General features: G+C 72.5%; 11 protein-coding genes and 1 pseudogene. 5 read left to right on the top strand and 7 right to left on the bottom strand.

Going from position 1 to position 13,473, the window contains the following annotated elements:
* Position 1: 1 nt before the first annotated feature.
* Entirely contained in the window at positions 2-394 is a 393-nt protein-coding gene (locus ABZU25_RS28345) for a VOC family protein (protein ID WP_355032413.1), read from the top strand.
* A gap of 50 nt (positions 395-444) precedes the next feature.
* Here the strand turns inward: ABZU25_RS28345 and aspS are convergent, their stop codons facing one another.
* Entirely contained in the window at positions 445-1,731 is a 1,287-nt protein-coding gene (gene aspS / locus ABZU25_RS28350; protein ID WP_355032414.1) for an aspartate--tRNA(Asn) ligase, read from the bottom strand.
* Between the two features lie 445 nt (positions 1,732-2,176).
* Here aspS and lipA point away from each other — a divergent pair, with 445 nt between their 5' ends.
* Positions 2,177-3,172 (top strand): lipoyl synthase, encoded by a 996-nt coding sequence (gene lipA, locus ABZU25_RS28355; protein WP_355032415.1) that lies wholly within the window; start codon positions 2,177-2,179, stop codon positions 3,170-3,172.
* 146 nt (positions 3,173-3,318) lie between these two features.
* Here lipA and ABZU25_RS28360 read toward each other — a convergent pair whose 3' ends face one another.
* The 3 genes from ABZU25_RS28360 to ABZU25_RS28370 form a co-directional block, all read right to left on the bottom strand.
* Positions 3,319-4,383 (bottom strand): hypothetical protein, encoded by a 1,065-nt coding sequence (locus tag ABZU25_RS28360; RefSeq protein ID WP_355032416.1) that lies wholly within the window; start codon positions 4,381-4,383, stop codon positions 3,319-3,321.
* 77 nt (positions 4,384-4,460) lie between these two features.
* Positions 4,461-5,033, bottom strand: a complete 573-nt coding sequence (locus ABZU25_RS28365; RefSeq protein ID WP_355032417.1) for a sigma-70 family RNA polymerase sigma factor — start codon at positions 5,031-5,033, stop codon at positions 4,461-4,463.
* A gap of 452 nt (positions 5,034-5,485) precedes the next feature.
* Positions 5,486-5,635 carry a hypothetical protein gene (locus ABZU25_RS28370; protein ID WP_355032418.1) on the bottom strand — a complete coding sequence of 50 codons (150 nt, stop codon included), beginning with the start codon at positions 5,633-5,635 and terminating at the stop codon, positions 5,486-5,488.
* Positions 5,636-5,715: 80 nt separating this feature from the next.
* Between ABZU25_RS28370 and ABZU25_RS28375 the strand changes: the two genes are divergently transcribed.
* Positions 5,716-6,660: an alpha/beta hydrolase gene (locus ABZU25_RS28375; RefSeq protein ID WP_355032419.1), complete on the top strand. Its 945-nt coding sequence runs from the start codon at positions 5,716-5,718 to the stop codon at positions 6,658-6,660.
* A gap of 70 nt (positions 6,661-6,730) precedes the next feature.
* Here the strand turns inward: ABZU25_RS28375 and ABZU25_RS28380 are convergent.
* Positions 6,731-6,886: pseudogene (locus tag ABZU25_RS28380) on the bottom strand (IS30 family transposase); the annotation flags it as partial.
* Between the two features lie 406 nt (positions 6,887-7,292).
* Here ABZU25_RS28380 and ABZU25_RS28385 point away from each other — a divergent pair.
* A complete protein-coding gene (locus ABZU25_RS28385) occupies positions 7,293-8,999 on the top strand; it encodes a hypothetical protein (protein ID WP_355032425.1) in 1,707 nt (568 codons plus the stop codon).
* Positions 9,000-9,164: 165 nt separating this feature from the next.
* On the opposite strand, the gene ABZU25_RS28390 is transcribed toward ABZU25_RS28385, so the two are convergent.
* Both ABZU25_RS28390 and ABZU25_RS28395 read right to left on the bottom strand, forming a co-directional pair.
* Positions 9,165-12,176, bottom strand: a complete 3,012-nt coding sequence (locus tag ABZU25_RS28390; protein ID WP_355032420.1) for an AAA family ATPase — start codon at positions 12,174-12,176, stop codon at positions 9,165-9,167.
* A complete protein-coding gene (locus ABZU25_RS28395; RefSeq protein ID WP_355032421.1) occupies positions 12,173-12,343 on the bottom strand; it encodes a hypothetical protein in 171 nt (56 codons plus the stop codon). The genes ABZU25_RS28390 and ABZU25_RS28395 overlap by 4 nt, the downstream gene beginning before the upstream one ends.
* Positions 12,344-12,549: 206 nt before the next feature.
* Here ABZU25_RS28395 and ABZU25_RS28400 point away from each other — a divergent pair, with 206 nt between their 5' ends.
* Positions 12,550-13,236 carry a DUF4191 domain-containing protein gene (locus ABZU25_RS28400; RefSeq protein WP_355032422.1) on the top strand — a complete coding sequence of 229 codons (687 nt, stop codon included), beginning with the start codon at positions 12,550-12,552 and terminating at the stop codon, positions 13,234-13,236.
* The last annotated feature ends 237 nt before the right edge of the window (positions 13,237-13,473 follow it).

Here is a 13,473-nt window from a genome sequence, read left to right on the forward strand (position 1 = left end):
TGTGCAGATCGATCTCATCACCGTCGTCGTCACCGAGTACGACCCGGCCATCGCCTTCTTCACCGGCGTACTCGGCTTCGAGCTGGCCGAGGACACCCCGTCGCTGACCAACGACGGGCGGCCGAAGCGCTGGGTGGTGGTCCGCCCGCCGGGCGGCGGCACCGGGCTGCTGCTGGCCCGCGCCGACGGCGAGCGGCAGGAGGCCGCGGTGGGCGACCAGACCCACGGCCGCGTCGGGTTCTTCCTCCAGGTCGACGACTTCGACGCCACCTACCGCCGGATGGCCGAGATGCACGTCGAGTTCGTCAAGCCGCCGCGCACCGAGCCGTACGGCCGGGTCGCCGTCTTCCGGGACATCGCCGGCAACCTCTGGGACCTGCTCGGCCCCGCCTGAGCCCCCGCCGGCCCACTCGACCCGATCGAGTGGGCCGGCAGGGCACCCTCCTACGGAGTCAGGCGGTGCAGGTCGCGCGGGAACGCGGTGACCTCCCGGATGTTGGCCGCGCCGACCAGGCGGGCCACGAAACGTTCCAGGCCGATGGCGAAGCCACCGTGCGGCGGCATGCCGTGCCGGAACGCGTCCAGGTAACCGGCGTACGGCTCGACCGGTTCACCGCGTGCCGCCAGCGCCGCCAGGTAGTCGGCGTGGCGGTGCAGCCGCTGCCCGCCGGTGACCAGCTCCAGACCACGGAACAGCAGGTCAAAACCGTTCGAGTACGCCGGCCGCGCCGGGTCCGGGTGGGTGTAGAACGGCCGCTTCGCCATCGGGTAGCCGGTGACGAAGACGAAGTCGGAGGCGTGTTCGCGGCGGGCCCACTCGCCCAGCGCCCGTTCGTGGGCGGGCGCGAGGTCCGGCTCGTCGGCGGGCGCGCCGGCGATCGTCAACGCCTCGGTGAAGTGCACCGCCGGGATCTCCGTGGGCACGTCCGGCGGCGTGACGCCGAGCGTCGCCAGGGCGCCACCGGCCCGCTCGCCCACGGTGCCCAGCATCCCGGCCACTGTGTCGCGCAGCACCCGCATCACGTCGGAGTGGTCGGCGACGAAGCCCAGCTCCGCGTCGAGCGAGGTGTACTGCGCGAGGTGCCGGACGGTGTCGTGCGGCTCGGCCCGGAAGACCGGCCCCACCTCGTAGACGCGTTCGAAGACGCCGACCATCAACTGCTTGTAGAACTGCGGCGACTGGGCCAGGTACGCGGGCCCGCCGAACCAGTCCAGCGCGAAGACGTTCGCCCCGCTCTCGGTCGAGGAGCTGACCACCTTCGGGGTGTGGATCTCCACGAAATCGTGGGCGTCGAGGGTGGCCCGGAACCCGGCGACCGCCGCCGCCGAGATCCGCAACGCGGCCGACCGGGTGGGGTGGCGCAGGGCGGTCGGCGCGTTGTCGAGTTGGGTGGGCAGGCTGGCGGTGAGCGTCGGCCGGTACAGGTCGAACGGTGGCGGCACGGCGGGCGGCCCGAGCGGGCGTACCTCCGGGTCGGTCAGCTCGACCCCGGCGGGCGCCGTTTCGTTCGCGGTCACCGTGCCGATGACCTCGACGACCGTCTCCTCGGGAAGTTTCTCCAGCTCGGCGCGGATGGCCGGGTCGGTCACGACCACCTGGGCCAGGCCGGCGGCGTCCCGCACGATCAGGAAGGCCACCGACTTGAGCAGTCGGCGGCGGTGTACCCACCCGGCGATCCGCACTGTCGCGCCGATCTGGGCGGGCAGGTGGTGGGACAGGGTTCGTTGCATGGCGGGCTGCTCCTCGGTCGATCGCCACGCCGTCGCCGCCCTGGGGAAGCGATGCGTCGCATCAGCCCCAGGGAGGTGTGGGCGAGCGGGAACCTCGCGGTGCCACCACACCTTCACCCCCGCCGGAACGGGGGCCTCTTTCGTCGCCTGGTGACCGGGGCCAGCCGGGCGGGCTCTACTAGGCGTTCCGGCCGTTCTGCCCGCAGCTCGGGAGGGTCTTCGCGCACCGGCGCCAGACCGCCTCTCAGCACCGGCGGCTCTCTGCACTGGCGGGTCGGCGCGCTACTTGGCTCCGTCGTCGCTGTTGGCGGTGACCGTAGCACCGGATCTCCCCGTGTGTGACGCCCTTTTTCGACTATCCGGTGTCCGGCGTCACAACGTTTGGGGCGTGACGCCGGTCGCCTGGCGTACATAGACACCTGCCGTCCGGCGTAGGCTCATTTTCGTGACGATCGAGCACTCCGCGCCGACGACCGGCCAGGCAGCGCGCACCGCGACGGCCGCCCCCGAGGGGCGGCGTCTGCTGCGCATCGAGGCGCGCAACGCCGAGACGCCGATCGAGCGCAAACCGCCGTGGATCAAGGTGAAGGCCAAGATGGGCCCGGAGTACACCCAGCTACGCGGGCTCGTCTCGCGCGAAGGGCTGCACACCGTCTGCCAGGAGGCCGGCTGCCCCAACATCTACGAGTGTTGGGAGGACCGGGAGGCCACCTTCCTCATCGGTGGCGACCAGTGCACCCGGCGCTGCGACTTCTGCCAGATCGACACCGGCAAGCCGGCCGAGTTCGACGCCGACGAGCCGCGCCGCGTGGCCGAGTCGGTGGTCTCGATGGGGCTGCGCTACGCCACCATCACCGGTGTCGCCCGGGACGACCTGCCCGACGGCGGCGCCTGGCTGTACGCCGAGACCGTTCGACAGATCCACGCCCTACAGCCCGGCTGCGGCGTCGAGCTGCTGATCCCGGACTTCAACGCCGTGCCCGAGCAGCTGGCCGAGGTCTTCGGCTCGCGCCCGGAGGTGCTGGCGCACAACGTGGAGACCGTGCCGCGCATCTTCAAGCGCATCCGGCCGGCGTTCCGCTACGACCGTTCGCTGGACGTGATCCGGCAGGCCCGCGCCGACGGTCTGGTCACCAAGAGCAACCTCATCCTGGGCATGGGCGAGGAGCGCGCCGAGGTCTCCCAGGCGCTGCGCGACCTGCACGAGGCCGGCTGCGAGCTGATCACGATCACGCAGTACCTGCGCCCCTCCCCCCGGCACCACCCGGTGACCCGCTGGGTCAAGCCGGAGGAGTTCGTGGAGCTGCGCGAGGAGGCCGAGGAGATCGGCTTCGCCGGGGTGATGAGCGGGCCGCTGGTGCGTTCGTCGTACCGGGCCGGTCGGCTCTACAAGCAGGCGCTCGACGCCCGCGCCGCCACCCCGGTCGTCACCGCGGGCTGACCAGCCTTCTGCCAGGTGCACACAACCCTCGGCGGTGTGAACAACAAAACGACGGTGCGGGCCGCCTCCAGGCGGCCCGCACCGTTACCGAACGCCGGGCGCGTTACGCCCGTCTGCCGGAATGCTGGTGGGTGGGAGTTCCCGGCCTACAGGTCGGCCTTCGTCACGCGGGAGGATTCGTACGTCGTGGAGGCCTCGGTGAGGCCCGGCACTGTGGAGACGTCCTTGACCAGCATGCCGGTCTTGGCGTCGATGGTCAGCACCTCGCTGCCCTCGCCGCCGAACACCTCGGGGCCGGCGGTGATCGTCAGCGTGGCCTTGCCGTGGGTGGTCGAGTTCTTGACGCTGACCGCGGAGATGGTGGACAGCAGACGCAGCACACCGGCCCGGACCTGCGTGTTGCCGTCGCCAGCGGACAGCGCCTGGGTGCTGTACGACCACAGGGCGTTGTCGAAGTGCCGCTCAACGGCCTGGGGGCTGTACGGCTTCGGCTGGGCGTTGCCGCCCTTCTGCTCAATAATCACCTGGGCGGCCGCCTGCTGCTTGTCCCACACCACCTTCTGCGCTGCGGGGTCGAGGCCCACCAGCGGATCCTCGGCTGCCTTGAGCATCTGGGTCCGGCCGTCGGCCGGGCTGCTGTCCGCCGCGGCGACGGCTGCCTTGAGGAGCGGAGCGTAGCCGCCGTCCATCATCTGGTCCTGGTGACGCACGATCGCACGCTTGATGTCCTTCACGCTGTTGCCCGTATAGATCGCGTGATCGTCGGTGTACAGCGTGTAGACGACCTGCATGGTCTTGGTGCCGTGGACCTGCGTCGCCTTCACCAGCCACGCGTCGCCCGCCGACGGGGCGACCGTCTTGATGGAGCCGGCCAGGGTCATCAGCGGCGCGCGCTCGGCGGACCCGTCGACGGTGGTCGAGCCCGCGGTGGCGGCCGACGAATCCTTGCCGGCCTCCGTGCCCCCGGTTGCCGACGAGTTGAGCACCACAGCGACGACTGCCGCCGCGGCGGTAACCGCCACCCCGGCGCCGATGCCCAATCGGCCCGCGATACCGATCCGGCGGCGTCGCTGAATCGCCGGGCTGGATTCGAGGTCCTGCGTGGTTGTCGTCGTTTCCATTGTTGAAGTCGCCTCCATAGTCGTGTCCTCCGCTGATATCGCGCCCAGCAGCCGCACGGTTCCGGGGTCGGCCATAGCCGCCCGCAGCACCGCCCGCGCCCGCTGATACGCCTCCGGGCGTAGTGGTTCTGCGCTGCCCAACGCACCGACCAGATCGAGCTCGTCGGTCATCGGTGTCTCTCCTTCGCGCTGTTGCGGTCCTTCAGAAGCGCGGACACCCCCGGCGCGTCGCGCAATGCCGTCCTGGCCTGGCTCAGCAGCCGCCGCGCGGTGCCGGCCGGTATGCCGAGTGCCCGCGCGGCGTCGGCTGCGGTCAGGTCCTCCCAGGCGACAAGCCTCAGGACCTCCCGCTCTTCGGGTTTGAGCCGCATCAGGGCCGACCGGAGCACCGCCCGGGCGTCCATGCCGAGGTCCACCGCGGACCACGGATCCCATCCAGTAGCCACGTCCGGCACGTCCGCGACCAGGTCCTCGACCGGCCGGGAGCGCCAGTAGCGCCGCAAGCGATTCAATGCCACCCCGTACAGCCACGGCCGCGCATCGCTGTACGACCGGTCGTACGATCGCCGCGACTCGAACGCCGCAACCCAAACCTCGCCCAGGAGGTCCTCGGCCGCATCCCGCCCCGCCCGGCGAACGAGGTACGAACCGACGGCGGCTTCATGACGCTCGACCACCTCCACGAAGGCGTCGACATCGCCATCCAGCGACCGGCCTATCAAATCCCCATCCGAATCCATGGCCCTCCTCGGCAAAGCCCGCCCTTCAACCTGACATTGCCGATCAGGCGGGGAAGTGTTCAGGCACCGAGGTCCGAGGGCGAGCGGTGCTGTCGCCGCACCTGCCCGCGGATCGGCCGTCGAGGTCGATCTCAGGTCGCCCCGCCCCGCGTCGCCTTGACGCCCGAAAGGACTGCCCTGATGTGCTCCCAACCGCTCGGGAACTGGTCAAATGCCTTGGCAGCACAGCGCCGGGGACGGCGTTCACGTCGCGGGCCGCGCCGGGCAGCGGGGCCCCAGCCCAGACGAGACCGTGCCGGCATGCGGCTCCTCGCGGACGTCGCCGATGCCACCGGGTTGACCAGCGCGTTCAGCGACGCCCTTGCTGTATTGAGGCAGCGGCGGTCCGGGCATGACCCAAAAGAAGACGCCCCTTCCTGGAAACCGTGCAGTGCCTGTCATCAGGTTCCGGTCTACGGGGTGCGGCGGGTGGCGAGGGTGGCGGGCATGACGGCGGCGGCGCCGAAGCGGCGGCGGGCGGTGTCGGCGGCGGCTTCGATCAGCCGGGCCCGGGGGCTAACCCCATGGTGCTCACTGGCGTCAGCTTCATCACCAACAGACATGCCAGCCGGGTCGGGTAAGCGATCAGGATCCCGAATGCTTGGACAGGTACAGCAGCACCCTCTTCCGTCGAAGGATCCTCATGTCCCGCACCCCCCGCAAGCACCGCAAGCACCGGTCCACGTATCGCGTTCTGTCGTCTCTCGCCGTACTGACCCTGGCTGCCGGTGGCGTCACGGCGTGTGGCGACGACGGTTCCTCCGCCACCTCCTCGACCTCGAAACCCCCCACATCGTCCGCCTCGCCGTCGACCAGCCGGGCGGCCGCAGCGAAGCTGCACATGGTCAACAACGGGGGACATCGCCTGGCCTTCTACGTCACGCAGGGCAGCGGTTCCACCATCGTCCTGGACTCCGGCGGCGGCGAATACTCCTCGCAGTGGAAGAACATCGCCCCCAAGCTTCACGCGGCCACCGGCGCCACCGTCATCACCTACGACCGGGCCGGCCTCGGCGAGAGCGACGTGGTGCCCGGCGCGTGGAAGGTCGAGAGCGCAGTCAGCGACCTCAAGGCAGGTCTCAAGCAGCTCGGCGTCACCAGGGACGTAACCCTGGTGTCCCACTCCCAGGCCGGCGAGATCGCGAACAACCTTGCCCAGGACAACCCTGAGATGCTCTCCGGCGCGGTCCTCGTCGACGCCAACCTCCCCCAGTTCTTCACCGACGAGCAAATCCCCCGCCTCGTGGCCGCGGGCCAGCCGGACGTCGACGCGGCGAAGAAGGATCCCGAGAAGCCTGCGAACCGCCAGCTCATCTCCACCGCGGAAGGCTTCGCCGCCGCCCACCAGACCTTCCACAAGGTGAAGTGGCCCGCCTCCGTGCCGGCCACGGTCATGGTGTCGGAGAAGACCCCCTTTGCCGGGTCTCCCGAGGACGCTCAGCGCTGGCGCGACGCCGCCGCCTCGTTCGTCAAGGAAGCCCCCAACCGCGAGCTCGTCACCGCCAAGGGCACCTCCCACGAGATCCCGACAGATCGCCCCGACCTCGTCATCAAGGCGATCGAAGACATGTTCGCGGCACAGCACTGACCGCAAGGAGAGGGCCTCCCCCACCGGCGGGGCGGTTTCTAGGGGTCGTCGCAACACGTGGTCGTGTTGATCAGGCCGTGAGCAGTCTATGCAGGCGCTCGACTGGGGTTTCCCAGTCGAGCGTTTTGCGTGGGCGGCCGTTGAGCTGGGTGGCGACGGCGTCGAGGTCTGTGCGGGTGTGGACGGTCAGGTCGGTGCCCTTGAGAAAGTACTGCCGGACCTGGCCACCGCCTTCGAACGCCTCGCCGCGCTGCCACGACCGATCACCTAAACCGTGACCCCGCAGCCCGACAAGCACTGTGGAGGACCCCGGCCAGCGCCCCGGGCCGTCAGCGCGCCCGAGACGCCGGCCATCGACTTCCGAAGATCAACCGACCGAATCCCACCTTGATCAAACAGCTAAGGCCAGACCGAGGCTAGAGACGCGGGACGCGGGACGCGCCAGCACGTTTCGACGTGACAGCCCGATCGATAGCGCTTCTTCAGCCACATCAGCCCCGGTCACGCTACGACCGCTCGCGCCGCGCGGCCGTTCGGCGTCCGGATGCCATGATCGTGGAGTGACCCTCGGCGTACGTCACCAGCCGCGCGGCGCGGACTCCCCGCGCCCGCGGCCCGGCGCGCGTCCCGGGTTGGTCGGCTGGCTCACCGGGTTGGCCCTGTTCGCGGGGGTGGGTTACCGGCTCTGGCTGCTGGGGCACGCCGCGCCGCCGACGAACAGCGACGAGGCCGCCATGGGGTTGGCGGCGCTGCACATCTCCCGGGGCGAGGACTTCCCCGTCTGGTTCTACGGCCAGCAGTACATGGGCCCGCTGGAGGCGTACCTGGCCGCGCCGGTGTTCGCCCTGGCCGGTGGGCCGTCGCTGCTCAATCTGCGACTGCCCACCCTCGCGCTGTACCTGCTGTTCCTGCTGCTGGCCTGGCGGTTGACGCTGCGACTGACCGGGGACCGGTGGTTCGGGCTGCTGGTGGTGGCGCTGCTGGCCCTCGGCTCCGACCGGATCATCAAGAACCAGTTGATCGCCGGGGGCGGCTATCCCGAGATGAACGCGGCAGGGATGGCGCTGGCCGCGCTCGCCGTGGATCTGGCCACCGGGAGGCCGGGGTGGCGGCTGACGCGTTGGGCGGTGTGGGGGTTCCTGGCCGGCCTGATGGTCTGGGTCGACCCGCTGGTGCTGCCGTACGTCGTGGCGACCGGCGCGGTGCTTGTCGGGTTCTGCCGTCGGGAGCTGCGGGGTGCGGCCGGGGCGCTGCTCGGCGCCGCCGCCGTGCTGGGCGCCGCCCCGCTGCTGCTGGACAGCCTGCTGACCGGACGGAACCCCCTGGACGCGGTGCTCGCCGCCAGCGGTGCGAACGCCAGCGCGGGATGGGCGGAGCGGCTGCACGGCGGCCTGCTGCTCGGCCCGGCGCTGGGCATGGGGTTCTGCGGTCCCGGGCGGTGCGCCAGCTGGCAACTGTGGTGGGCTTTCGCCCTGCCGCTGCTGCTGGCCCTCGCCGCCGCCACCGCCTGGTACACGCTGCGCCGCGCGCCCGCAATCCCGACCAACCGCGCAGCCCCCGCCGCTGGCGGCCCTGGCGGACCTCGCGACGCTGGCGGACCTCGCGACGCTGGCGGACCTCGCGACGCTGGCGGACCTCGCGACGCTGGCGGACCTCGCGACGCTGGCGGTCCTGGCGGCGCTGCCGAGGTGCCGGCTCGGGTGGCGGCGGCGATCTGGCTGGCGCTCGTGCTGGCCGCGGTCGCCACCCTCGGTGCGTACACCGTGAGCAGCTCCGCCGGGCTCACCCCGGTGGAGAGTTCCCGCTATCTGTCCTGCCTGCTCATCTCCCTGCCGGCACTGCTGTGGCCGGTCTGGGCGACGGCCCGTGGCGGGCTGCGACAGTCGGCGAGCGACAGTCGCGGCGTCGGGCCTGCGCTGGCCCGCCCGGTCGCGCTGGCGTTGCTCGTGGCCACCCTGGGCACCGCCGCCCACGCCACCTGGCAGGCAGCGCGGACCGTACCCGCGACCCGGGCCGCCGAGGCCCGGTACACCGAGTTGGTGACCACCCTGCGTCAGCTCGGCGTACGACACGTCCGCGCCGGCTACTGGACCTGCAACCGGCTCACCTTCGCCACGGCGGAGCAGGTGGTCTGCGCGGTCGTCGACGACGGGCTGCGCCCCGGCTTCGACCGCTACCCCGCGTACCGGCGGGAGGTGGACAGCGCGGTGGCGCCGGCCTGGGTCGCGCCGACCGGCTCGCCGCTGGCGCACACGCTCGACGAGCGGCTGCGTACCGCCCCGGGCAGCCTGGACCTGGTCACGATCGACGGCTGGCGGATCTACCTGCCGTCGACCTGACGCCGCCCCCGGCCCGCCAGTCCGGTGCTCCCGGCCCGACGATGACCACCGCGCCCGGCCCGCCAGTCCGGTGCGCCCGGCCCGACGATGACCGCAGCGCCCGGCCCGCCAGTCCAGTGCTCCCGGCCCGACGATGACCGCAGCGCCCGGCCGCCGACACGCTCGTCAGCGGGGCGGCGCGGGCTCGGCGAGCAGGCCGAGGCGGTGGGCCAGCGCGGCGGCCTCCCCCCGGTTGGTCACGTCGAGCTTCGCGATGATCCGGGAGACGTGCACGCTTGCCGTCTTCGGGGAGATGAACAACTGCTCGGCGATCCGGCTGTTGCTGTGCCCCTCGGCGACCAGCCGCAGCACCTCCCGCTCCCGGGCGGTCAACAGATCGGCGCCCGCCCCGCCCTGACCCGTCCCGCGCAGGCCGACCCGCCGCGCCAGGGTTGCGGCCGCCTCGGCCAGCGGCGCCGCGCCCAACCGCCGGGCGATCTCCGCGGCCTCGGTGACCGCCGCCGGCACCTCGTCCCGCTCGCCTGCGGCGGCGGCCGCCTCGGCCAGCGCCAACAACGCCCGACCGAGCGGGTACGGCTGCCCGTCGGCACGCCACGCGTCCACCGCCGCCCGCCAGGCCGGCAGCACCTGATCGCCGACCGCCAGCAGGGCGCTGACCTGGGCGGCGTGCGCCCGCGCCGCCGGATGCCGGGCCGGCAGGTCCGCGGCGAGCAGGGAAGCGGCGGCGGCCAACTCCCGGTCACCCACCCGGGCGGCGGTACGGGCGACGGCGCTGAGCACCGGCCAGCCCTCCCGGGCCAGTTGCGGCAGATGCGCGTCGGCCAGCGCGGCGCGGGCGGCGCGTACCGCCTCGATCTTGTCGTCGGCGGCCAGCGCGGCCTCGATCCCCAGCTCGTGCAGGGGCAGCCGGTGGTTCGGCCACAGGTAGGGCCGGCCGAGGAAGGCCAACGCCCGGCCGACCAGCTCGTCGGCGCCCGGGTGGCCGCGGGCCAGCCGCAGCCCGGCGCCCAACTGGAGCCAGTGCAGCCCGGTGACGCCGGACAGGTCGATCCGGGCGGCCTCCGCGCACACCGCCTCGGCCTCGTCCCACCGACCCAGGGCGATCAACGCCTCGGCCCGGTTCGACAGCAGGTACGCCCCGGTCGAGCGGCTGATCCCCACCCGCCGCGCCTCGGCCACACCGGCCTCGGCCGCCTGCGCGGACTCGGCGTAGCGGCCCAGCTCGCAGAGCATGTCCGACTGGAACACCTGGGCGAGCACCAGCGCGGGCGTGTCCCCGGCCGCCCGCGCGACGGCCTCCACCTCGGCCAGCCCGGTCAGCCCGCGCTCCAGATCCCGTTGGCCGTGGCAGAGCAGGGCGATCCGCGTCGGCAGCAGGGCCAACTCCTCGCCGAGGGCCGCGGCGGCGGTACCCGCCTCGGCGGCCACCCGGGCGGCCTGCTGAGGGGCGATCTTGGCCAGGTGGGAGGCGATGTCGGCGAGCAGCCGGACCCGCTCAACGCCGACCGGGCCACCGGCCGCCAACCGGTACGCCTCATCCAGCTCCCGGCTGCCGTCACTCTTGCCGAGCAGGGCCATCAGTCGACCCCGCTGGTCCAGCAGGCGGGCGGCACGCAGCGGCGCGGCGTCGGCGTCCACCTCGGCCAGCCCGGCCCGGGTCAGGGTGATCGCCCGGCTGAAGTCACCGGCGGTGATCGCGGCGTCCAGGGTCTGTTCCAGCAACGCCAGGTGGTCGAGGCCGAGCAGGTCGGCGGCGTCGGGCACCAACTCCCACAGCTCCAGCGCCCGCTCCAACAGTCGGCGCTGCTCGGCATAGGCGTACCGGTCGGCGGCGGCGCGGGCCGCCGCCAGCGCGGCGACCAGGGCGCGCGGGTGATTGTGGGCGGCGTACCAGTGGTGGGCGATCTCGGCCGGGGCCCGGCCGACGGCGACCAGGTGCGGCTGCGCCTCGATCGCGGCGGCGAAGCGGGCGTGCAGCCGGGCGTGCTCGCCGGGCAGCAACTCGTCGTGCACGGCCTCGCGGACCAGCGCGTGTCGGAACTCGTAGTCACCGTCCGGGTCGGCCACCACGAGTTGGGCGGCGACGGCGACACGCAGCGCGTCCTCCAACTCGGTGTCCGGCAGCCCGGCGACCTCGGCGAGCAGGTCGTGGGCGAACCGGGTGCCGCCGGCCGCGGCGATCCGCAGCACCCGCTGGGACGGCTCGGGCAGCTGGTCCACCCGGGCCAACAGCAGGTCACGCAGGGTCTCGGGAAGCGCCGCGCAGCCGACCGGATCGCCGGCGACGGCCAACTCCTCGATGAAGAAGGGGTTGCCCTGGGTGCGCTCGTGGACGTCGTCGACGGCACGTGTGGACGGCTCGGCACCGAGCAGATCCGCGAGGATCGCGCCGGTGCCGTCGCGGTCCAGCCGGCCCAGCTCGACGCGGTGCACACCGCGGACCCGGTCCAGCTCGGCCAGGAACGGGCGCAACGGGTGGCCGCGCTGCAACTCGTCGGTGCGGTAGGTGCAGACCAGCAGCAGCCGGCCCGGTCGGGCCGCCCGGACCAGGAAGCCGATCAGGTCGCGGGTGGAGCGGTCGGCCCAGTGCAGGTCCTCGATCAGCAGCACCAGCGGCCGGGCCTCGGCGAGCCGTTGGAACAGCTCGGCGACCAGGTCGAACAGGTAGCCGCGCGGTGCGTCACCGACCGGCGCGGCGCTCGGCGGGACCAGCGTCGCCCGGCCCAGCTCCGGCAGCAGCCGGGCGAACTCGGCCTCGTAGCCGGAGAACACCTCCGGGCCGTCGACGCGCAGCACCGCGCGCAGGGCGGCGGCGAACGGGGCGAACGGCAGACCCGCCTCGCCCAACTCCAGGCACTGGCCGACCAGCACCCGCGCCCCGCCGTCGACGGCCCAGCCGGAAAACTCCTCCAACAGCCGGGTCTTGCCCACCCCCGCCTCGCCACCGACCAGCACTGTGGTCGGCTCCCCCGCCCGTGCGCGAGCCAGCGCCTCGCGCAGCGTCGTCAGCTCAGGCTGACGGCCGACGAGGACGGAACTGGCGGCGCGTACGGTCACGGAAGCGAGCATGCCATGACGGCCGCCCGCCCCGACCCCGCCGACCGGCGGGACGGCCTCCGGTCGACCGTCCCGCAGGGTGGGTGCCGTGGGCGTGGCCGCCGGGGCCGGCACGGTCACCGGCGGTCGTCGCCGAGGCGGCGGGTCTGCTGGCGGCGGCCCAGCCAGGTGCGGCCGGGGCGTCGCGACACCGCCCGGGCGAGCCGGTCCGCGGCCACCTCGGCGCGCAGCTCGGCGGCGTGCGTACGGTGCAGGGAGAGCAGGAATTCCGCGTCGTTGCCGAACATGTCGGTCTCCTTCGTCGTGGTGTCGTCCGCTGCTGACGACTCTCCGCGCGAAGGCCCCACCCGAGCATGGGCACAGTGCCTGATCTTCACCGTCGGCACCCTCCTTACTCGCCCGGCCGGCACCGGCGAGGCGACGTAAGGTACTCAGTCGGCCGGCACCCGGACGCGGATCAACGGGGCCGGCGGCGACCACTAGACTCTGCGACATGGCAAAGCCCCAGGAGAAGGTCTCGTTCGGCCAACGGCTGAAGCAGATCGGGATGGTGTTCCAGTTCACCGCCAAGCAGGACCGGTGGTTCGCGCCGTTGGTCGCCGCCGCGGTGCTCATCCCGCTCGCCCTCACCGTGGTCGCGGTCATCCTCTGGAGCTGGATCTGGCTGCCGATCGGCATCCTGTTCGTCCTGCTCGCGGTGCTGATCGTGCTCAACCTGCGGTCCAACAAGGCGATGATGAACGCCGCCGAGGGCCAGCCCGGCGCGGCGGCGCAGATCATGGAGAACATGCGCGGCGACTGGCGGGTGACCCCGGCGGTCAGCTCGACCACGCAGATGGACATGGTCCACCTGGTGATCGGCCGGCCCGGCGTGATCCTGCTGGCCGAGGGCAACCCGCAGCGGGTGCGTGGCCTGCTCGGGCAGGAGAAGCGGCGGCTGTCGAAGGTGATCGGTTCCGCGCCCCTGCACGACTACGTGATCGGGCAGGAGGAGGGCGAGCTGCCGATCCGCAAGCTCCGCACGACGTTGCTGCGTCTGCCCCGCGCGCTCTCCGGCAAGGACGTCAACTCGCTGGACAAGCGGCTCAAGGCCCTCACCGCCCGTCCGCAGATGCCCAAGGGCGCGATCCCGAAGAACATGCGACCGCCGGGCGCCTCCCGCCAGTCGCGGGGCCGCTGACCCCTTCGCCGTACGCCGATAAGAGCCGGACCCGTGCGGGTCCGGCTCTTTCGCGTCGGGGCCCCGGACGCCAACCGCCGCGCGCCCCGACGCCCCGGCACCTTGCGCCCCGCGTCCCGGCGCCCCGGCGCCCCTGCACCTTGCGCTGACGCAGCTACACGCGACTCGTCCGAACCCGCCGGCGATTGCAGGAGCAGACCTTCCGCAATCGCCGCTAGCGTCCCTGTCGACGACATC

The organism is Micromonospora sp. NPDC005215, assembly GCF_040607915.1.
Classification (GTDB): Bacteria; Actinomycetota; Actinomycetes; order Mycobacteriales; family Micromonosporaceae; genus Micromonospora.

Bases quoted from the DNA above. Each gene is read 5' to 3' on its own strand.
- aspS (WP_355032414.1), bottom strand. From the start codon at position 1,731: ATGCAACGAACCCTGTCCCACCACCTGCCCGCCCAGATCGGCGCGACA.
- ABZU25_RS28365 (WP_355032417.1), bottom strand. From the start codon at position 5,033: ATGGATTCGGATGGGGATTTGATAGGCCGGTCGCTGGATGGCGATGTC.
- ABZU25_RS28370 (WP_355032418.1), bottom strand. From the start codon at position 5,635: ATGTCTGTTGGTGATGAAGCTGACGCCAGTGAGCACCATGGGGTTAGC.
- ABZU25_RS28375 (WP_355032419.1), top strand. From the start codon at position 5,716: ATGTCCCGCACCCCCCGCAAGCACCGCAAGCACCGGTCCACGTATCGC.
- ABZU25_RS28395 (WP_355032421.1), bottom strand. From the start codon at position 12,343: ATGTTCGGCAACGACGCGGAATTCCTGCTCTCCCTGCACCGTACGCAC.
- ABZU25_RS28400 (WP_355032422.1), top strand. From the start codon at position 12,550: ATGGCAAAGCCCCAGGAGAAGGTCTCGTTCGGCCAACGGCTGAAGCAG.